The sequence below is a fragment of the Pacificimonas sp. ICDLI1SI03 genome (assembly GCF_054740865.1).
Map to the genome: position 1 here is coordinate 1,598,389 of NZ_JBSQAU010000001.1, position 17,741 is coordinate 1,616,129.

Here is a 17,741-nt window from a genome sequence, read left to right on the forward strand (position 1 = left end):
ACGCAATATACGGCGGCACCCAGCCAGATTTACATCGCTGCGTTTATATTGCACCTGGGCATCCCTTTCCACGGGGTGGCGGATCGGGAAAAGGATTTTTACAGATAATAGCGCATGCGGATGGTCTGGCGCGCTTGCTCCGCCACGGTGAACTGAACCTTCTCGAACTTTGGCGGACCGAACGGTGCGCTGGCATTGTTGGAAAAGCCAACGCCTTCGAAGGGAAGGCCGACGAAGCTCTTGTCCAGCCGCTTATTATCGTTCTCATCGTGGATGACGGAAATGCCATATTCGCCGGGGGTGAGATCTTTCACATCGAGCGTGACTGTGGCCGCGGCAGGCGCCTGGATGCGTTCCACGGCGTCGCTGCCCTTGCAATCGGGAAAGCCCTGTCCGTTCGCCCACAGGCAGATGCGCACGTGCCCGTCCTCAGACCGTAGCCCCTCAAGCGTCAGATGCAGAACTCCCGGTTGCTGAGCTGGCAGTTGCATGGGTGCCGCAGCCGGCGGCGCATCCGCCCCCATCAACAGAGCGGCGAACGGCAGCACGGCGGCGAGCCTGAACTTCTTCACGTCCGAAATCCCCCGATATCCCACGATCCGTACCGCATAGCCGGTCCCAGAACCGGAAATACAGACCGTAATTGCTGTTATAGACCTGGTGATGCCTGTGATGATGCGACGCCGTTATCATCAATCGTCCGAATGTGCCGTTAACGAGACGAGCGAGGAAAATCTCCCAACCCATGAACCCGCGCCAAGCGCATGCTGTGCATTGCCGCCCTCCTGCGCTGACGCAGCCGTCCATGACGCGTTGCAGACAAAGTTTCCTTCGACAGACCGCCTTGATATACGCAACGCCACAAACAGCAAGTGAGCAGGCCCGCCCGCCCCGGCTGGCCGCGGCACATCAATCTGCACAACCGGCGCCCGCACGGAGGTTCGCACCCGTCGCATGGCGCTGCAGTTTAGGAATATCATGGCAGTGTCAGACGAGACTTTCGAGACCCAGAATGTTGAATCGGGTGCGGATGACCGGCTGGTGGGGCTGGACTGGAACGACGCCCGGAAGCTGATCGCGGAGCGGCCGCTGGCCTGGGTATCGTCGCCTGCGCATTTCGAGGGCAGCCTGTTACCCTTGATCGCGACGTACGATGCGTCCGGTCGGCCGCAGGAACTGATCGGACATTTCGCGCGGCGCAACGCCCTGGTGCCGATCGTTGAGACGGACCCGCGCGTCAATGTGCTGTTTACCGGGCCGGATTCCTATATTTCGCCCCGCCATGCCGGGCGCCGCGATTGGGGGCCGACGTGGAATTATGCGCAATTGCATATCCAGGGCGAACTGATCGTGGAGGACGGGCTGACGGAAGCCGCGCTGGAAATGCTGATCGACAAGGTGGAGGCCGGCGCGGATAGCCCATGGGGGGCGCAGGAACTCGGGGGACGCTATGAAGTCCTGCTGGCGCACATCGTCGGATTTCGGATACGCGTGGAGAAGGTGTCGGGTCGTTTCAAGCTGGGTCAGGACGAGGACCTGGAGGACCTGCAAAACATTCTGGCCAATTTACCCGCACCGGACCTGGTGCGATGGATGCGGGACGCCAATGCCGAGCGGTTGGAACGCCCGGTTCGGAGATCTAGGATTATGCTAAGCAGTGAATTCAGGACGCGGTGATAGTGGTGGATGGCAATTGTCCGCGTGCTATGCATTGACAATGCGCTCAAAGGCCTCGCTTCTGTTGCTCTGCTTCCTGTCCGGATGTCTGACGGCGGAACCTGCGCCTATTTTGGAGTTTGGATGCAGTGATGTGGCCGTGGTAGGGCGTATCAAAACGCTTCGCCAGAAAGCAATCCAAGGCTCCGATCCGTTCCCTGGCTGGCAAAGTTCATATCAACTTCAGGTTCAAATTAAGCGGATACTTCGCGGTAGCGAGCGCAGGCAAGTAGTTCCCGCCACAGCCATAGCGCATGCCCAAATTCGCGATGATCGGGATTTTCTGATTGTTCTCACGCCAGATGGTCAAGACGGCTACTCCTTGGCGACGGCCTCTCTGTGGCAATACCGGCCCAAGCTCAGTGCTTCGTGCTCCTAGAGCGTTCCGTTCACTCGCGGCTTCCAAACACGTTTGGAAATTCTACTTCGACATCGCTGTACCGTCAGCGCAATCTGTCGGGCGGTTCCTCCCTAAGGTGAAAACTCGCCGAAAGCTTCCTCGCGATGGTTCAACTCGCCTCCATGCGGCTGTAGCTTCGCGTTTAGAGTCGACGGCCTCATTCAACGCCGATGTGGGCACCGCCCCCCTATTGAAACCGATATTGGCTGGGCGGAACGCCGAAGAACCGGTGGAACATGGATGTGAAGGCGCTGGGGCTTTCATAGCCGACGTCAAAGGCAACGGTGGTCACCGATTGGCCGCAGGCAAGGCGTGAAATCGCGTCGAGCAGGCGCACCTGCTGACACCATATGCCAAGGCTCATACCCGTTTCCTGCCGGAACTGGCGTGTGAAGGTCCGCCGGCCCATTCCGGCAAGGCTTGCATAATCATCGAGCGTTTGGCGATCCGTCGGCTCGTCCAGAATTCGGCGGCACACCCTGAGCAACCGCGGATCGGTGGGCATCGGCGCCTGATAGGGTGCGGTCGGCATGGCGGCGAGTTCCGCAATGAGCAGCGAAACGATCTGCTGGTAACGGATGTCGCCGCCATCCGCGCCCTCGCCAATATGGGCCAGCTCGACGATAAGCGCCTTTAGAAAATCGCTGACTTCAACGACGCGGCATTCGCGTTCGCCGCTGCCCGTCCGGTGTTCATCGATGTAAAGGGTGCGCAGGGACACGGCGCTGCGGCAGGAAACCTCGTGCCGGGTGCCGGACGGGATCCAAATGGCACGCAGCGGCGGTATGACGAAGCTGGCGCCACCCGCCACGACAGACATGACCCCCGAAGAGGCATAAAGCAGTTGGGCGCGGCTGTGCGAATGTTCGCTGTCCACAAAACCGGGGGCATATTCATCCTGCAGCCCGACCACAGGCAGTCCCGCCAGATCGCGCGCTTCGTCGAAATGTTTCATCCCATCGCTCCACCTTCACCCGGATAGAGCGTATGCTGCACTGCAGCGTGGTCAAGGACGAAGGCCGCGCCTTGGCCCGGTCGCAGAGCAGCTTGGCCCGATCAAGATATTCTGGCGACTTCTTGCAGCCATTGGGCCGATCTGTCGAGAGCCTGACCCGCGAGGGGCGCGATACTTACAGCCTCAAGGAAGGAGTGCGTCGCCTCTGGATATTCGCGGACGTCGACGGCGACACCCGCGTCCCGCAGCTTTTCGGCCAGCTCCAGGTTCTCGTCGGCCAGAATATCGCCGGACGGAATGCAAAAATGCGTGGGCGGAAGGCCCAGAAGATCCGCCGAAAGCGGGGCCGCATAGGGCACATGCTCGATCTGGCGATCGCCGATATAATTGCGCCAGAATTCTGCCATTTCATCGTCGGCAAGCATATAGTCGGGGCCATTCAGCAGCCGCCATGAGCCGCGTGGCCGGGGATCGAAAGCGCCATAATTGAGGAGCAGGCCACGCAGATCGGTCCGACCGGCATCCCGCTCCCGCAATGCTGTCCCGATGGCGAGGTTCGCACCCGCCGAATCACCCCCGATGAAAACCGCCTCTCCATCCAGCCCGAAGTCTGCAGCGTTTGCGCGAACCCACTCCAGCACTGCGCCGATCTCCTCCAGCGCGGCAGGGTAAGGCGCCTCTGGCGAGAGGCTGTAATCGGGTCCGAGGACGGCAAAGCCGCTGCGATCGGCATATTCCCGCATCAGGCGATCATGCGTTTCGATACTGAACACCGTCCAGCCGCCGCCATGGATATAGATGAGCAAGGGCCTTGGCTGCCGGCTTTCCGTGGCGGGAACGTGCAGACGCATGCGGGGGCGTCCGCGCTCCGCCGGAATATCGATCCGCTCCGCCATGTCGGGGCCGCCCTGAACCCACGGCGCGCGTACCGTTTCCGCCGCGGCACGGCGTGCCTGAAGATCCCCCGCAATGATCGAATGTTCGGCGTAAGCGGCGGCGATCCTGTCCCGAAAAATGGCGATGTGCGGGTCGACAGCCGGTCGCTTATTCTGCTCACTCACCAAATTTCTCCAGACTCTACAACGGCATTCCCGCTTCTTCCTTTCGCAGGAGCGCCGCTTCCGGTGGCGGGCAATTCTTGCGCGCGGTCGGGCCGTCGGGAAGGGGCGAGGACGATGCGGGGATAAAGGAGGAGCGGACGGACCGCCCCTCCCGCGCGGCAGCCTATTGGAAGTTCCAGGTCAGCGAGCCGCCCACCGTGCGCGGCCGTGTCACCGTCCCCGCAAAGGAAAACGGTGCGTTCACAATGCCGTATTTGTCCAGCAGGTTCTTCGCGAAAATCCCGACCTCGAGGCCGTTGCCCAGCTGGGCCGAGGCATTCAGGTCGACGATGTGATAGTCGCCGCGCTGAAAGTCCGCACCGAACGCAACGGGCGCTTCCGAAAGGTAGCGGTGAGCGATGCTGAAATACGGCCGCAACGGCATATCGTCGAAGTTGAACGACAGCTGGTTCGCGATCGTCCATTCCGAAGAACCGGGCAGACGCGTCCCTGCGGCATAGCCGCCGCCGGGGGCGCTGTTGTCGGGCAGCAGGCCCGACAGGCGTGCATCGGTATAGGCGACGCTGCTGGACAATTCCATGAACGGTGTCGGCCGGAACAACATGGTCATTTCGACACCATCAATGTCCGCGCCGCCGCCATTGGTCGTATAGGCCTCGAACGTGACCGGCACGAAGAGGCGGGCCTGAATGTCGTTCCAGTCGATATGATAAGCGGCGATGTCGAAGGTCATCTCGCCCGGAACCAGATCGAAGCGGGCGCCGATTTCGTAGTTTTGCGTAGTGTCGCTGTCGAACGTCAGCGGTGTCCCGGCCGCCACGGAGTAGACGTTGACGCCGCCAATGCGGAACCCCTCCGAATAGAGCGCATAAATCTTCAGATTGTCGTTCGGGTTGTAGGCGAGCGAAACCTTTGGAATGAAGCCGCTATCCTTCTGCGTACCGGGCGCATAGTCGAAGGGCGGGATCAACTCGGCATTTGGCAGGAACTGCAGGCGCGGCTGCGATTCATATTCGAACAGACGGCCACCGAGGGTCAGCGTCACCACATCGGCAAATGTGTACGCCGCTTCGCCGAACAGGGCGATTTCCTCGATATCGTTGCTGCTGACGGTGCGCTGTGTCAGGTCGCCCGGAGCGATTTCGCTGGATGGCCGGCCATTGAATTCGCCCGGGTTGGCGTCGATATAATCGCCAATACCTTCTATCGACACGCGGTCGGTGCTGTTCGAGCGGGCCTTCGTGTAATTGGCGCCGATCAGCCAGCTGAACGCCGTTTCCGTCGGCGACGTCAGCCGCAATTCGGCATAATCCGTCTTTGACTTGCCCGCCGACCCGGAAAGCTGGGGCGTTCCCGTACGGGGGTCGATGCCAACGAAGATGGAATCGTCGAACGCAAGGTCGCTTTCCTTCTCCGTGTAGCTGCCCACGGCGGTGAGGGTGGCAAAGCCGAGTTCCTGGTCCAGTCGCAAGCTGTGCAGCATGAACGAGGTATCCTGGAATTCGGCAACGTTCGTCGACCGTTCGAAGCTTTCCGGATCGTCGTTGAAGATCACATAGGTCTGGTCGTCGAGATCATATTCCTGATACATGCTGAGCGCGGTGACGCGGGTATCGTTGGTCGGCGTCCAGACGACGGAGCCGCGCAGACCGCGAACGCGCAGATCGTTGCTGCCATTGTCGTCGATACCCGGATTGTCGAGGAAGCCGGCGTCATAGCGCTGAAGCGCGACGACGCGCACGGCGAGCTTGTCCTCAACGACCGGGACGTTCACCATGCCCTTCGCGGCGTAGTTCGCCTCGCCCGTGCTGCGGGTGGAGGAGAGAATCCCCTGTGCGGCGGCGTCGAAGCCGCTGGCATCGGCCTCCTTCACCACATAGTTCACCGCGCCGCCGAGCGAGGACGAACCGAACAAGGTGCCCTGTGGCCCCCTGAGCACCTCGACGCGGGACAGATCGAATGAATCCACATCGGGGATGACGAGCGGAAATCCGGGTTCGATCAGCGGAATCTCGTTCAGATAATAGCCCGTCGTGGCCTGGTTCGCCTCGTGATAGGTCGTGGAGGCAACGCCGCGGATGACCACCTCGGACACGCCCGGCTGATAATCGTTGAAGACGACGCCCGGCACACGGTTGATGTAATCGCTGAGGCTTTGTGCGTTCAGTTCCGACAAATCCGCGTCAGTCACCGCGCTGACCGCGCCGGCAATGTCGCGAATATCCTCTCCGCGCTTCGATGCGGTGATGACGATGGGATCGTCGCCAGCGCCTGCGGGCTGAGCAGATTGTGCCCAGCCGGGAGCCGCGACCGTCAATGCGAGTCCCGCAGCGGTTGTCAAAAGAATGGATGTACTTTTCATGGTCGCGCCCCCTTGGTCATATCACTGAAATATTCCTGCCATTTTAATGTATGTCGCAACGGTCCAGCCAGACTTTGCCTTTCGGGCCAAAGGATGTGCGCGGAAGGACAAAGAGCGGGTTTTATGTACAGCGACGGTATTCGCCGGTTTCGCCCGTCGCTAACCCTGATGGCATGACAGAAGCTGCCTTCCTGCGGCCCGGACGCCGCGATCTTTTGATCGGTGCGGCCAGTGCGGCCCTCGCCGCCTGTGCGCCCAAGGCGGGTGCCACCCGCTTCGCTGCCGCCCCCTCTGCGATCCCAGCCGCGCCGCGCGCACGGCGTATCCCCAAGGAAATCGAACAGTTTGGCCGTACGCGCATGGATCCGTACGCCTGGCTGAAGGACGACGGGCCGGGATCGGAACGCAGCCTAGACACATTGTCGCCCCGGATCGCGAAGCACCTGCGGGCGGAAATGACCTATGCCAAGGCGGTGCTTGCACCCGGCGCCGAGCTGGAGGAGGAACTTTTCCAGGAAATGCGCGCCCGTTCGGCAGGCGACATGTCAGCGCCGCCACTGCGCGAGGAGGCGCTGACCGCCCGCACGCCCCAGGGCCAGGGGCGGCCTGTCTATACATTGCAGCGAGAAGGCGGCGCAGAGGTCGTTCTGGATGAGAATGAACGTGCGCGAGGGCAATCCTATTACCGGACAACGGGCCACCAGAGGGCCGGTTCGCGCTGGTTCCTATGGGCGGAGGACATAGTAGGATCCGACGAATTCCAGATTCTGGTTCGCGATCTGGATCAAGGAACCATCCACACCGCAGTCGCGGACAGCGTCTATGGCTATGGCGGCATCGCGGCCACCGGGGATGCCGTATATTGGCTGCGTCGCGACGAGCGCGCCCGCCCGAACGCGCTGATGCGGACATTGCTGCCCAATGGCGATACCGAGGTGCTGCTGGAAGAAACCGATCCCGCCTTCTTCCTGGGGCTGCACAAGACGGCGGCAGGCGGCCTGATCGTGCTGAATGCCTATAGCCCGGATCGAACCGAAATCTGGACAGTGGATAGCGGCAGCCCCGACGCTGCGCCCGAGCGGGTCATCGACCGATCCGACGGGGAGCGCGCCGAACTGTTCGAGTGGCGGGGCCGTCCCTGGCTGGCTACGGATCGCGGCGGCGCCTTTGACCTGAAGATCATCGGCCTGACCGAGGGCGCGGGCGGATCGCCGCTCGTTCCGCACCGGCCCGGCGTTCCCATCGAGACGATAATGCCGTTCGAGCGCGCGCTTGTCTGGACGGAGCGGCAGAACGCCCTGCCCCAATTCCGCATAATGACCGAAGCAGGCAGCGACCCCCTGACCGTTTCATTCGATGCGCCCGCCTACAGCCTGTCGGTTCCTGCGGACCAGGGCTATGACAGCACGTCGCTGCGCATACGCTATGAAGCGCCGGCGACGCCGCCGATCTGGTACGATGTGGACCTGGCGACCGGCGCGCTGACCCGCGTCGGCGAGGCGTCTGTCCCGGCATTCGACGCCGCAGCCTATATGGTCGAGCGGATCACCGTCCCCTCAACTGACGGCGCAAGCGTGCCCGTCACCATCTTGCGTCGCCGGGAAGCCGGAAACGCGCCTGCGCCGCTGCTGCTGACCGGATATGGCGCATACGGCGCATCGACCGAGGCCGATTTTTCGTTACCCGCGCTGAGCCTGGTGGACCGCGGCTGGATCTATGCCATCGCCCATGTTCGCGGAGGCGCCGAGCGGGGCCGTCGCTGGTTCGAAGATGGCCGACGCTTCAAGAAGCATCACAGCTTCGACGATTTCAACGCCGCTGCGCGCGCGCTGTCATCATCGCACGGGGCGGACCCGGAGAGGATGATCGCCTTTGGCCTGTCCGCCGGCGGACTGCTGCTGGGCGGGGCGCTGAACCAGGATCCCGAGCTGTTCGCGGGCGCGATCATGAAGGTGCCGTTCGTCGACATGCTGAATACCATGAGCGATGCCGACCATCCCCTGGTTCCCCTGTTCCGGCCGGATTGGGGCGACCCGCTGGCCGATCCGGAAGCCTATGATTACATGGCATCCATCTCCCCCTACGAGAATGTAAAGCGGGCGCCCTACCCCCCCATATTGACCACGGCGGGTCTGAAAGACGATCGCGTGGCATATTGGGAGCCGGCCAAGTTCATCGCGGCGGTGCGGGATCGCAGCACCAGCGATGCACCCGCGCTGCTCTATCTGGATCCGGACGCGGGCCACCAGCCGGATGCGGGCAGCGATTCCGCCCTGCGCGAAGCGGCGCGGTTCTGGACATTCGCCCTCCGCAGCGTCGACGGCGTCCTGTCCTGAGCAGGCTGTACCGCGCGCCGTATGCATATCCCCCGAACGTGGGCTGATCCGGGCGTCGCCGGTCTGCCGGCAGCGCTGAGCGCCTGACACCGAAAAACGGCGGCGGACTGCTAATCGGCGCCCAGGCGGGCGAAATTGGCAACGTTCGGATTGCGGGGCGAGGTGCGTTTCGGGGTGGTTTCCGCGCCCTCCGTCAGCTGCGCCAGAACCTGCTGAAGTGCCGCCATGTTTTCCTGATGGACGCGATAGAAAACCAGTTTGGCGTCCTTGCGTGTGCGCACCAGCCCTGCATTGCGCAGCACGGCCAATTGCTGGGATAGAGCGGGCTGCGCGATACCCGACAGTTCCTCGACCTCTCCGACATTTCGCTCGCCCCCAGACAAAATGTCCAGAATTGCAAAGCGCGCCGGATGCGCCAGCGCCTTTAATGCGCCAATCGGAGCATCGCTGCTCATTTGTCGCCCCGGCGCAGACCGGGCCGGTAGAACCATTCGGTCGCGGCCTCGGCAGCATAGACGTCGTCGAGGGCGGCGAGCGGCTGGCTGAGAAGCGGCTCACCAGCCTGCCAATCGGCGGGGGCGAGGGCAGCGCAGTCGTCCACCGCCTGCAGCGCGTCGAGCGTACGCAGCATTTCCCCGATCGATCGTCCGACATTCGCAGGATAGCAACTGATCGCGCGGATCGTCCCGGCCGGGTCGATGAAAAAGATGGTCCGAACCGCCGCACTGTCGCTGTCGCCCGGCGCGACCATGCCGTAACCGCGCGCGATGACCATCGTCGGATCCTCGATGATCGGAAAGCGCACCTCTACGTCGAAATGATCGCGGATCATTCTCAACCAGGCAAAATGCGAAAACAGGCTGTCCACCGAAAGCGCCATGAGCGCACAATTTCGCGTGTCGAATTCATGCGACCGTCGGGCCAGCGCGACGAATTCGCTGGTGCAGACAGGCGTGAAGTCGGCGGGATGCGAAAAAAGCACCAGCCACCGACCGCGAAAGTCGGAAAGGCGAATGTCGCCCGACGTCGTGCGCGCGGCGAAGTCAGGCGCAACATCGCCGATTCGTAAACCGGCGCACGGCGCCGTCGAGCCAGAATTGTCATCCATGGCGACAATCTAAGCCTTGACTCGATTTTAGCAATACATATACATAATTAATGAAATTAATAAGGATTTGTAGCATGAGCGAGCATGATGCCGCGCTTCAGGCGGCAACCGATCAGGTCGAACGCGCACAAAAAGAAAGATGCATGCGCCCATCGATTGCTGGCTTTTTCGACGAAGAAACCAATACGGTAAGCTATGTCATCCACGACCCGGCAAGTTCCGAGGCAGCCATAATCGACTCGGTGCTGGACTTCGACGCGGCGGCGGGCCGAACCTCCAACGGTTCAGCCGACCGGATAATCGAATACATAGATTCCAATAATCTGAAAGTGACATGGTTGATCGAAACGCATGCCCATGCGGATCATATCTCTGCAGCCCCGTATTTGCAGACGCGACTGGGGGGCAAGCTGGGCATCGGTCGCGAGATCATCCGGGTTCAGGACGTATTTGGAAAGCTGTTCAACGCAGGCACGGATTTCGAACGCGACGGATCGCAGTTCGACCATCTGTTCGTGGACGGCGAAACGTTCAGCCTGGGCGAACTGGAGGGCATCGCCCTGCACGTCCCGGGCCACACACCCGCCGACATGGCCTTTATCATAGGAGATGCCGCCTTTGTCGGCGATACGCTGTTCATGCCCGATTTCGGCACCGCGCGGGCCGATTTTCCCGGCGGTGACGCGCGGCAACTATACCGTTCGATCCAGAGGCTGCTGATGCTGCCGCGCGAAACGCGGCTGTTTCTTTGCCATGATTACAAGGCGCCCGGACGCGACGTATATGCGTGGGAAACGACCGTCGGACAGCAGCGCGATGAGAATGTCCATGTCGGGCGAGGCATGACGGAAGAGGAGTTTGTCGAGCTGCGTACCAGCCGCGACAAGACGCTTCCTATGCCGAAGCTGATCCTGCCCAGTGTTCAGGTCAATATTCGCGGCGGCAGACTTCCCGATCCCGAGGACAATGGAGTCAGCTACATCAAGATTCCGGTGAACGCGGTCTGATGCTGCTGTCCGGCTTTCCCGAGGCACAGCCTGCGGCAGGGTTCGCAGGGGGATTGCTGATCGGCCTTGCCGCTGCCCTGATGCTGCTGGGCATCGGGCGCATTGCCGGCATTTCCGGAATGACCGCACGCGCCACGGGGCTGGAACGCGGCGGCACGCCGTGGGCGACTGCCGCGCTGTTCGTGATCGGACTTCTGCTCGGCGCAGCGATTTTTGAAACGGTCGCGGGTCCGGTGGAGGCGCGGTTTCCGCCGCATATTGGCTGGCTGCTGGCAGGTGGCGTGCTGGTGGGCTTCGGCGCCCGCCTGGGCAGCGGCTGTACCAGCGGCCATGGCGTCTGCGGCGTGTCCCGGCTTTCCCGCCGCTCCCTCCTCGCGACCGCCATTTTCATGGCGTCGGGTATCGCCTCCGTCGCACTGGTGAACGCACTTGGCGGGGGCTGGTCATGAGGAAGGCGGCGCTGATCACACTGTCGGGAGCCCTGTTCGGGGCCGGCCTGGCACTCTCCGGAATGATGAACCCGGCACGGGTGCGCGGCTTTCTGAATATTTTCGGCGGTTGGGATCCAACGCTTGGCTTTGTGATGGCCGGCGCCATCGCCGTCATGGGCATCGCCTGGTGGCTGCAGCGGCGAATGAGCGCGCCGATAGCAAACGCCGCCTTTCACTTGCCGGACACACAGCGGGTCGATGGGCGCCTGATTCTTGGCGCCGCCCTGTTCGGTGCGGGCTGGGGCCTTGCCGGCCTTTGCCCCGGCCCCGCCATCGCCTCCCTAGTCACGAACATCGTGCCGGCCGCCCTTTTCGTGGCGGCCATGCTGGCAGGAATGGCGCTGTTCCACATGATCGAGCGCTGCAAAGGAGCATCATAATGGAAACGAAAAAGTTGAGCCCTGACCTGTCGGTCGTGGGGCAGATCCAGCCCGACGACGTCGGAAACATCGCTGCGGCAGGATATAAGTCCATCATCTGCAGCCGCCCCGACGGCGAAGAGGCGGGCCAGCCGGCGTGGGCAGCGGTCGCCCATGCCGCCAAAGCCGCGGGGCTGTCCGCACGCTATATTCCCGTCGGCGGCGATCACAGCATCAAGGATCAGCGAAGCGCATTCGCAACCGCCCTGGCCGAGATGCCGGCACCTGTTCTTGCCTATTGCAAAACAGGCAATCGTTGCGTTGATTTATTCGCGGCGGTGCAGACCGACGCGGGGGCGAAGGGAATGAAGAACGCGCGCCACCACCACATCCTGATCGCCGGCGGCGGGTCGGCGGGCATCGCAACAGCCGCATCCATTCTGCAGCGGAGCGCCGGCGTGGATATTGCGCTGATCGAGCCCAAGACCGAGCATTATTACCAGCCCGGCTGGACGATGGTCGGCGGCGGTATCTTTGACAAGAAAGATACCTGCCGCAGCGAAGCATCCGTCATGCCGGACGGGGTTACGTGGATCGAGGCGGCGGTGACGCGGTTCGACCCGGAAAGCAAATCCGTCGAGTTGAACGACGCAAGCCGGATCACCTACGACCTGTTGGTTGTCGCCATGGGCAACCGCCTTGCATGGGACGAGATCGAGGGTCTGGAGGCGACGCTGGGCCGCAATAATGTGACGTCGAATTACCGGTACGATCTTGCGCCATATACCTGGGAGTTGGTGAAACAGACGCGCAACGGCCGTGCGCTGTTCACGCAGCCGCCCATGCCCATCAAATGTGCGGGCGCACCGCAAAAGGCCATGTACCTGTCCTGCAGCGAGTGGGAAAAACAGGGCCTTCTGAATAAGTTGGATATCGAATTCCACAATGCGGGCGGTGCGATCTTTGGTGTCGAGGAATATGTTCCGGCGCTGATGGAAACGGTCGAACGATACGGGATAGACCTGGCATTCGGATCGAACCTGGTGCGCGTGGACGGGCCGAACCGAAAGGCATGGTTCGCCACCGCAGATGGCGAAGTGGAGCGGGACTTTGACATGCTGCATGTCTGCCCGCCGCAAAAGGGCAATGCGATCGTGGCGAAGAGTCCGCTGGCCGACGATGCAGGCTATGCGGAGGTCGATCAGCACACGCTGCGCCACATGCGATACCCGGATGTTTTTGCGCTGGGCGACTGTTGCAGCACGCCCAATGCGAAAACGATGGCGGCGGCGCGCAAGCAGGCACCCGTCGTCGCGGAAAATGCACTGGCCGTTCTGAAGGGAAAGCAGCCCGAGGCGAACTATGATGGCTATGGCAGTTGCCCGCTGACCGTGGAGAACGGCAAGATCGTCCTGGCCGAGTTTCTCTATGGCGGGAAGGTTGCCCCCAGTTTTCCCAAGTGGCTGATCAATGGGTCCCGCCCCTCCCGCCTGGCGTGGCAGTTGAAGACGCAGGCGCTGCCCTGGATCTATTGGCATGGGATGCTGAAGGGCCGGGAATGGCTCGCCAAACCCGCAAGCCGTTTTTGAGGATCCCGGTCGATGCTCGACACGCTGCATATGGCACTGGGCATGCTGTCCGGCGGGCTGGTAGGTTTCAGCCTGGGTCTGGTGGGCGGGGGCGGCTCCATCCTCGCCGTACCGCTGATGGTCTATCTGGTCGGGGTGGCAAGCCCGCATGTGGCGATTGGCACAAGTGCGCTTGCGGTAGCGGCCAATGCCGCCTCTGGCCTTGCAAGTCACGCGCGCGAACATACGGTCAAATGGCGCTGCGGAACCATGTATGCGGCGGCGGGCATTGTCGGCGCGCTTGGCGGGTCGACCGTCGGCAAGAATATCGATGGCCAGAAATTGCTCTTTCTGTTTGCGCTGTTGATGATCGGGGTCGGCATCCTGATGCTGCGCAGTCGCAACCAGCAAGGCATTCCCGGCGCGCAATGCAATCGAGAGAATGCGCCAAAGGTTTTGGGCTACGGACTTGGAACGGGCGCGTTCAGCGGCTTTTTCGGCATTGGAGGCGGGTTTCTGATCGTACCGGGACTTATCGGTTCCACGTCCATGCCCATGATCAACGCCGTCGGGACCAGCCTGGTCGCGGTCACCGCCTTTGGCCTGACCACGGCAGCGAATTACGCGTTTTCCGGGCTGATCGACTGGATCCTGGCGGCCACCTTTATCGTGGGGGGCGTCGTCGGCGGGTATTTCGGCACGCATCTCGCCAAGCGCCTGTCGAGCGGCGGACAGTTGAAGACAGTGTTCGCCCTGCTGATCTTCGTGGTCGCCGGCTACATGCTCTGGCAAAGCGGCAAGGCACTATGAAATGAAAGCGCCCCGCCCAGCCGCGCAACTGAGCGCGCGGGTGGTGGCGTAGACCGGCAAGTCCCGCGTCCGGCGGAAAGAAACCGAAACCCCAAACCAACAAGGGAGCCACCATGCTGCTGGAAAAAATCAAGACGCCCGGCCTGTCCCATCTTTCCTATCTGGTGGGGTCGAAGGGCAGCGCCGCGGTCATCGATCCGCGCCGCGACTGCGACATCTACCTCGAAATGGCGCGATCTCACGGGCTGGAAATCACCCATATCCTTGAAACGCATCGGAACGAGGATCTCGTGTCGGGGGCGCCCGCCCTGGCGGCGTTGACGGGGGCGAGGGTGCTGCACGGCCCAAATCCCGCAGCGCCCGTCGTCTATGCCGACACAGTTCACGAGGGCGACCGGTTCCCGATCGGACAGCTTGAAATCCATATCCTGGAAACCCCGGGCCATACCGACGATCATCTGGCGTTTGCCATATATGACACAGCCTATTCCGAGGGGGCGGTCGGTGTCTTTACCGGCGACGCGTTGTTCGTGGGCGACGTCGGCAGGACGGATTTCTATCCGGAACGCGCGGAGGAAGTCGCGGGCCTGTTGTTCGATTCCCTGCAGAAGCTGCTAGATCTGGGCGATCAGGCAATCATTTATCCCGCCCACGGCGCCGGGTCGGTGTGCGGTTCGGGCATGGCCGAGCGTGAGTTTTCGACCATCGGCCATGAACGCCGAAACAATCCACGCCTGCAGATTACCGATCGCGACGAATTCATCCGCGTGAAAGTGAATGAACACCATTATCAGCCGCCCTATTTCCGCCTGATGGAGCGGCTGAACCTGGAAGGGGGATCGCCCGCGCCGCGCGTCATGCGCCCGCGCAACCTCTCGCTGGCCGAACTTCTAGATCTGAAGGCCGATCATCTGATCGATATACGCGAACCGATGGCGTACGCCGCTGGCCACCTGCCGGGCGCGATGAACCTGCCGGTCGATATGATCCCTGCCTTTGCGGGCTGGTTCATCACGGAGGGGCAGAAACTGGCCCTGATCGCTTCCGACGAGGAACAGCTCGCGACCGCCACGGAGCATCTGGTGCGCATCGCGCTCGACAATCTGGCGGGTGGTTATGTGGGCGTGGTTCCCGCAGCGGCGCAAGGGGTAAGAATGCAGTCAATTCCGATGATCGGTACGGAGGAGGTCGCGCAGCGCCTGTCCGACGCCGCCCCGGACTGGACCCTCCTCGACGTGCGCGATGCCGACGAAGGGGGCGAACAGTCGATCGAGGGGTCGCGGCACATATATGTCGGCGAGTTCAACGAGCGCTGGCGCGACCTGGACGCGGACCGGCGCTATACCCTGATGTGTGCAAGCGGCATGCGCGCCACCGTCGCCGCTGGCTGGCTGGCCAGCAAGGGTTTCCGCAAAATCGATGTCTACCTTGGCTCAATGGGGGCATGGCAGGCCTTTCATGGCTGAACGGGCCGAAAAGATCATATAATCGTGGACAATATCCTGCAGCTCGGCCCCCTGGTCATGGCAGGCGACCGCCTGTTGGCCGTCATACTGATGACCGGGTTCGTTGTGATCATAGATCGCCTTCCCGGACGTGGCAGTCGCCCCTTTGTGCCCGTCGGGCCGATGGCCCTTGCCGTTGGCATTCTGGCAGCGCGCCTGGCCTTCGTTGCCGCGCATGCCAGTTCCTTCTCTGGCGACTGGTGGTCTGCGCTTGCGGTTTGGCAGGGCGGCTTTATCGCCTGGCCGGGATTTGTCGCCGCGGCTGTCATTGTCGCCTGGCGCCTGCCCCCGCCGACAAGACCACAAGGCCTGGCGACGGTCGGCATGTTCGCAGCGTTGTGGTACGTCGCGTCCGCGCTGTTGCAACCGGAACCCCAGCCGATGCCGGACCTGCCGACGCTGACCCGACTGGACGGCACCGAAGTCCCGACGGAGAAATTTCGCGGGCGCCCCCATGTCGTCAATCTGTGGGCCACATGGTGTCCGCCCTGCCGCCGGGAGCTGCCCATGCTGGCCGAAGCCGCAGAGCGTGCGGAGGTGCCCATCCTGCTCCTCAACCAAGGCGAGGGGGCGGACACTGTCCGCGCCTATCTGCAGGAAAACGCAATTGCTTCCGACTGGGTGTTCCTGGACAAGGCCGGCGAATTGTCGAACCGCCTGAACAGCCGGGCGCTGCCCACCACCCTGTTCGTGGACGGCGCGGGGCAGATCGTCGCGACGCACATGGGCGAAATTTCCCACGCCGCACTGATGGCGCAGGTCCGCGAAATCGAAGGAGACGCAAGATCAAAAAATGGCAGATAATCGCAGGCGCCGCCGCGCTGGTCACCGGTGGCATCCTTTACGCCACCCAAGGTCCGTCGACCACCTCCGACAGGTCCGCGGAAGGTAGCGACGAGGCGCTTGCGAGTAGTGAAGACGCGGAGGCGGAGCGGCGCAAGATAACAGACGATCCGTTGGCGCCCACATCGGAGCCCGCCGACTATGACGTGACCATTGTCAGCTTTTCCGACTATCAATGCCCCTATTGCCGCAAGATCCATCCGACGCTGGAAAAGCTGGTAACTAACGACCCGCGCGTGCGCATCGTTTACCGCGACTGGCCGATTTTCGGGGCGGCGTCCGAGGAGGCAGCGCGTGCGGCCATCGCCTCGCAGTGGCAGGACAAGCATGCGCCGTTCAACGACGCCCTTATGCGGACCGAGGGCAAGCTGACGACGCAGCGCATCCAGGCAGCCGCAACGGCAGCGGGAGTGGACTGGGCGCAATTGCAGCAGGACATGGAGACGCGCGGACAGGAAATCGACGATCTGATCGACCGGACGAGTTTGCAGGCAGCAAAGATGGGGCTGCAGGGTACGCCGGCGCTGCTGGTCGGCCCCTATCTGATCCCCGGCGCGGTAGATTATACCACCCTGACCGAGACAGTGGGGCTGGCGCGGGATTTCGAGCAGCGGTCGGATTAAACCCGGGGGCGCGGGATCCCGAGACTTTCAGGAACGCGCTGCGCCTTCCACCGGCCGGAAGCCGACGAAAGGCGCAGTATCAGGTCGATGCCGGGTTCGGATCGACCTGGCTGATGAAGCCGAAATGGCTGTTACGCAGCGTTCTTTATCTCGACGAGCGTCAGGTCGAAGTGCAGGTCTTCACCCGCCAGAGGGTGATTTCCGTCTGCCGTCACCTTTTCTTCGCCGACATCGGTAATCACCAGGTTCACGGTCGAGCCATCCTGCTGTTGCGCAGACAGCGTCATGCCGGGCTGAGGTTCCGCGTCCTCGGGCAGGTTCGCGCGGGGGATGTCGATGACCATTTCCTTGCGGCGGGGTCCAAAGGCGTCGTCCGTGACGATCGTGACCGTCTGTTCCTCGCCAACTGCCATGCCGTCCAGCGCGCTTTCGATCTGGGGAAAGATTTCCGCCCCGCCGATCTTGATCGCCTGCGGGCCTTCCTGTTCGGTACCGCCGACGATGCTGTCATCGTCCTTGCGCACGCGATATTCGATAATCACGGTGTCACCGGCTTTTGCCTTCTGCATAATATTTCCTTCCGTCAGGGGTTGGTGC

General features: G+C 62.3%; 17 protein-coding genes and 1 pseudogene. 10 read left to right on the forward strand and 8 right to left on the reverse strand.

Annotated elements, in window-relative coordinates; genetic code table 11:
• Positions 1-98: 98 nt before the first annotated feature.
• Entirely contained in the window at positions 99-524 is a 426-nt protein-coding gene (locus ACSMXM_RS07715) for a DUF2141 domain-containing protein (protein ID WP_460316374.1), read from the reverse strand.
• Positions 445-747: pseudogene (locus ACSMXM_RS07720) on the reverse strand (sterol desaturase family protein); the annotation flags it as partial. The gene ACSMXM_RS07715 and the pseudogene ACSMXM_RS07720, both read right to left, overlap by 80 nt.
• A gap of 237 nt (positions 748-984) precedes the next feature.
• Between ACSMXM_RS07720 and ACSMXM_RS07725 the strand changes: the two are divergent.
• The gene (locus ACSMXM_RS07725) at positions 985-1,677 is read left to right on the forward strand and encodes an FMN-binding negative transcriptional regulator (RefSeq protein WP_460315281.1); all 693 of its coding nucleotides are present in this window, start codon (positions 985-987) and stop codon (positions 1,675-1,677) included.
• 626 nt (positions 1,678-2,303) lie between these two features.
• Here the strand turns inward: ACSMXM_RS07725 and ACSMXM_RS07730 are convergent.
• The 3 genes from ACSMXM_RS07730 to ACSMXM_RS07740 all read right to left on the reverse strand — a co-directional run bounded on the left by ACSMXM_RS07730 (position 2,304) and on the right by ACSMXM_RS07740 (position 6,494).
• Positions 2,304-3,071: an AraC family ligand binding domain-containing protein gene (locus tag ACSMXM_RS07730; RefSeq protein ID WP_460315282.1), complete on the reverse strand. Its 768-nt coding sequence runs from the start codon at positions 3,069-3,071 to the stop codon at positions 2,304-2,306.
• 101 nt (positions 3,072-3,172) lie between these two features.
• Positions 3,173-4,132: an alpha/beta hydrolase gene (locus tag ACSMXM_RS07735; protein ID WP_460315283.1), complete on the reverse strand. Its 960-nt coding sequence runs from the start codon at positions 4,130-4,132 to the stop codon at positions 3,173-3,175.
• A 163-nt stretch (positions 4,133-4,295) separates the two neighbouring features.
• On the reverse strand, positions 4,296-6,494 hold the full coding sequence (locus tag ACSMXM_RS07740; protein ID WP_460315285.1) for a TonB-dependent receptor: 2,199 nt from the start codon (positions 6,492-6,494) through the stop codon (positions 4,296-4,298).
• A gap of 173 nt (positions 6,495-6,667) precedes the next feature.
• Here ACSMXM_RS07740 and ACSMXM_RS07745 point away from each other — a divergent pair, with 173 nt between their 5' ends.
• Positions 6,668-8,830: a prolyl oligopeptidase family serine peptidase gene (locus tag ACSMXM_RS07745; protein ID WP_460315286.1), complete on the forward strand. Its 2,163-nt coding sequence runs from the start codon at positions 6,668-6,670 to the stop codon at positions 8,828-8,830.
• Positions 8,831-8,940: 110 nt separating this feature from the next.
• Here ACSMXM_RS07745 and ACSMXM_RS07750 read toward each other — a convergent pair whose 3' ends face one another.
• Positions 8,941-9,285 carry an ArsR/SmtB family transcription factor gene (locus tag ACSMXM_RS07750; protein WP_460315287.1) on the reverse strand — a complete coding sequence of 115 codons (345 nt, stop codon included), beginning with the start codon at positions 9,283-9,285 and terminating at the stop codon, positions 8,941-8,943.
• Positions 9,282-9,938, reverse strand: a complete 657-nt coding sequence (locus tag ACSMXM_RS07755) for a peroxiredoxin (protein WP_460315288.1) — start codon at positions 9,936-9,938, stop codon at positions 9,282-9,284. The genes ACSMXM_RS07750 and ACSMXM_RS07755 overlap by 4 nt, the downstream gene beginning before the upstream one ends.
• A gap of 74 nt (positions 9,939-10,012) precedes the next feature.
• Here ACSMXM_RS07755 and ACSMXM_RS07760 point away from each other — a divergent pair, with 74 nt between their 5' ends.
• The 8 genes from ACSMXM_RS07760 to ACSMXM_RS07795 all read left to right on the forward strand — a co-directional run bounded on the left by ACSMXM_RS07760 (position 10,013) and on the right by ACSMXM_RS07795 (position 17,144).
• On the forward strand, positions 10,013-10,945 hold the full coding sequence (locus ACSMXM_RS07760) for an MBL fold metallo-hydrolase (protein ID WP_460315289.1): 933 nt from the start codon (positions 10,013-10,015) through the stop codon (positions 10,943-10,945).
• On the forward strand, positions 10,945-11,394 hold the full coding sequence (locus ACSMXM_RS07765; protein ID WP_460315290.1) for a YeeE/YedE family protein: 450 nt from the start codon (positions 10,945-10,947) through the stop codon (positions 11,392-11,394). The genes ACSMXM_RS07760 and ACSMXM_RS07765 overlap by 1 nt, the downstream gene beginning before the upstream one ends.
• Positions 11,391-11,816, forward strand: a complete 426-nt coding sequence (locus ACSMXM_RS07770) for a DUF6691 family protein (RefSeq protein WP_460315291.1) — start codon at positions 11,391-11,393, stop codon at positions 11,814-11,816. The genes ACSMXM_RS07765 and ACSMXM_RS07770 overlap by 4 nt, the downstream gene beginning before the upstream one ends.
• The gene (locus ACSMXM_RS07775) at positions 11,816-13,384 is read left to right on the forward strand and encodes a bifunctional protein tyrosine phosphatase family protein/NAD(P)/FAD-dependent oxidoreductase (RefSeq protein WP_460315292.1); all 1,569 of its coding nucleotides are present in this window, start codon (positions 11,816-11,818) and stop codon (positions 13,382-13,384) included. The genes ACSMXM_RS07770 and ACSMXM_RS07775 overlap by 1 nt, the downstream gene beginning before the upstream one ends.
• 12 nt (positions 13,385-13,396) lie before the next feature.
• Complete coding sequence (locus ACSMXM_RS07780; RefSeq protein ID WP_460315293.1) at positions 13,397-14,173, forward strand: sulfite exporter TauE/SafE family protein; 777 nt, start codon at positions 13,397-13,399, stop codon at positions 14,171-14,173.
• 113 nt (positions 14,174-14,286) lie between these two features.
• Complete coding sequence (locus ACSMXM_RS07785) at positions 14,287-15,639, forward strand: MBL fold metallo-hydrolase (RefSeq protein WP_460315294.1); 1,353 nt, start codon at positions 14,287-14,289, stop codon at positions 15,637-15,639.
• 24 nt (positions 15,640-15,663) lie between these two features.
• Entirely contained in the window at positions 15,664-16,482 is an 819-nt protein-coding gene (locus ACSMXM_RS07790) for a redoxin family protein (protein ID WP_460315295.1), read from the forward strand.
• Between the two features lie 152 nt (positions 16,483-16,634).
• Positions 16,635-17,144, forward strand: a complete 510-nt coding sequence (locus ACSMXM_RS07795) for a DsbA family protein (protein WP_460315296.1) — start codon at positions 16,635-16,637, stop codon at positions 17,142-17,144.
• A 131-nt stretch (positions 17,145-17,275) separates the two neighbouring features.
• Here ACSMXM_RS07795 and ACSMXM_RS07800 read toward each other — a convergent pair whose 3' ends face one another.
• The gene (locus tag ACSMXM_RS07800) at positions 17,276-17,713 is read right to left on the reverse strand and encodes an FKBP-type peptidyl-prolyl cis-trans isomerase (protein WP_460315297.1); all 438 of its coding nucleotides are present in this window, start codon (positions 17,711-17,713) and stop codon (positions 17,276-17,278) included.
• Positions 17,714-17,741 lie beyond the last annotated feature (28 nt).

Excerpts from the sequence above, each read along its gene's own strand:
- ACSMXM_RS07730 (WP_460315282.1), bottom strand. The coding sequence starts at position 3,071 with ATGAAACATTTCGACGAAGCGCGCGATCTGGCGGGACTGCCTGTGGTC.
- ACSMXM_RS07775 (WP_460315292.1), top strand. The coding sequence starts at position 11,816 with ATGGAAACGAAAAAGTTGAGCCCTGACCTGTCGGTCGTGGGGCAGATC.
- ACSMXM_RS07715 (WP_460316374.1), bottom strand. The coding sequence starts at position 524 with ATGGGGGCGGATGCGCCGCCGGCTGCGGCACCCATGCAACTGCCAGCT.
- ACSMXM_RS07740 (WP_460315285.1), bottom strand. The coding sequence starts at position 6,494 with ATGAAAAGTACATCCATTCTTTTGACAACCGCTGCGGGACTCGCATTG.
- ACSMXM_RS07780 (WP_460315293.1), top strand. The coding sequence starts at position 13,397 with ATGCTCGACACGCTGCATATGGCACTGGGCATGCTGTCCGGCGGGCTG.
- ACSMXM_RS07785 (WP_460315294.1), top strand. The coding sequence starts at position 14,287 with ATGCTGCTGGAAAAAATCAAGACGCCCGGCCTGTCCCATCTTTCCTAT.
- ACSMXM_RS07745 (WP_460315286.1), top strand. The coding sequence starts at position 6,668 with ATGACAGAAGCTGCCTTCCTGCGGCCCGGACGCCGCGATCTTTTGATC.
- ACSMXM_RS07755 (WP_460315288.1), bottom strand. The coding sequence starts at position 9,938 with ATGGATGACAATTCTGGCTCGACGGCGCCGTGCGCCGGTTTACGAATC.
- ACSMXM_RS07750 (WP_460315287.1), bottom strand. The coding sequence starts at position 9,285 with ATGAGCAGCGATGCTCCGATTGGCGCATTAAAGGCGCTGGCGCATCCG.
- ACSMXM_RS07800 (WP_460315297.1), bottom strand. The coding sequence starts at position 17,713 with ATGCAGAAGGCAAAAGCCGGTGACACCGTGATTATCGAATATCGCGTG.
- ACSMXM_RS07760 (WP_460315289.1), top strand. The coding sequence starts at position 10,013 with ATGAGCGAGCATGATGCCGCGCTTCAGGCGGCAACCGATCAGGTCGAA.
- ACSMXM_RS07765 (WP_460315290.1), top strand. The coding sequence starts at position 10,945 with ATGCTGCTGTCCGGCTTTCCCGAGGCACAGCCTGCGGCAGGGTTCGCA.
- ACSMXM_RS07770 (WP_460315291.1), top strand. The coding sequence starts at position 11,391 with ATGAGGAAGGCGGCGCTGATCACACTGTCGGGAGCCCTGTTCGGGGCC.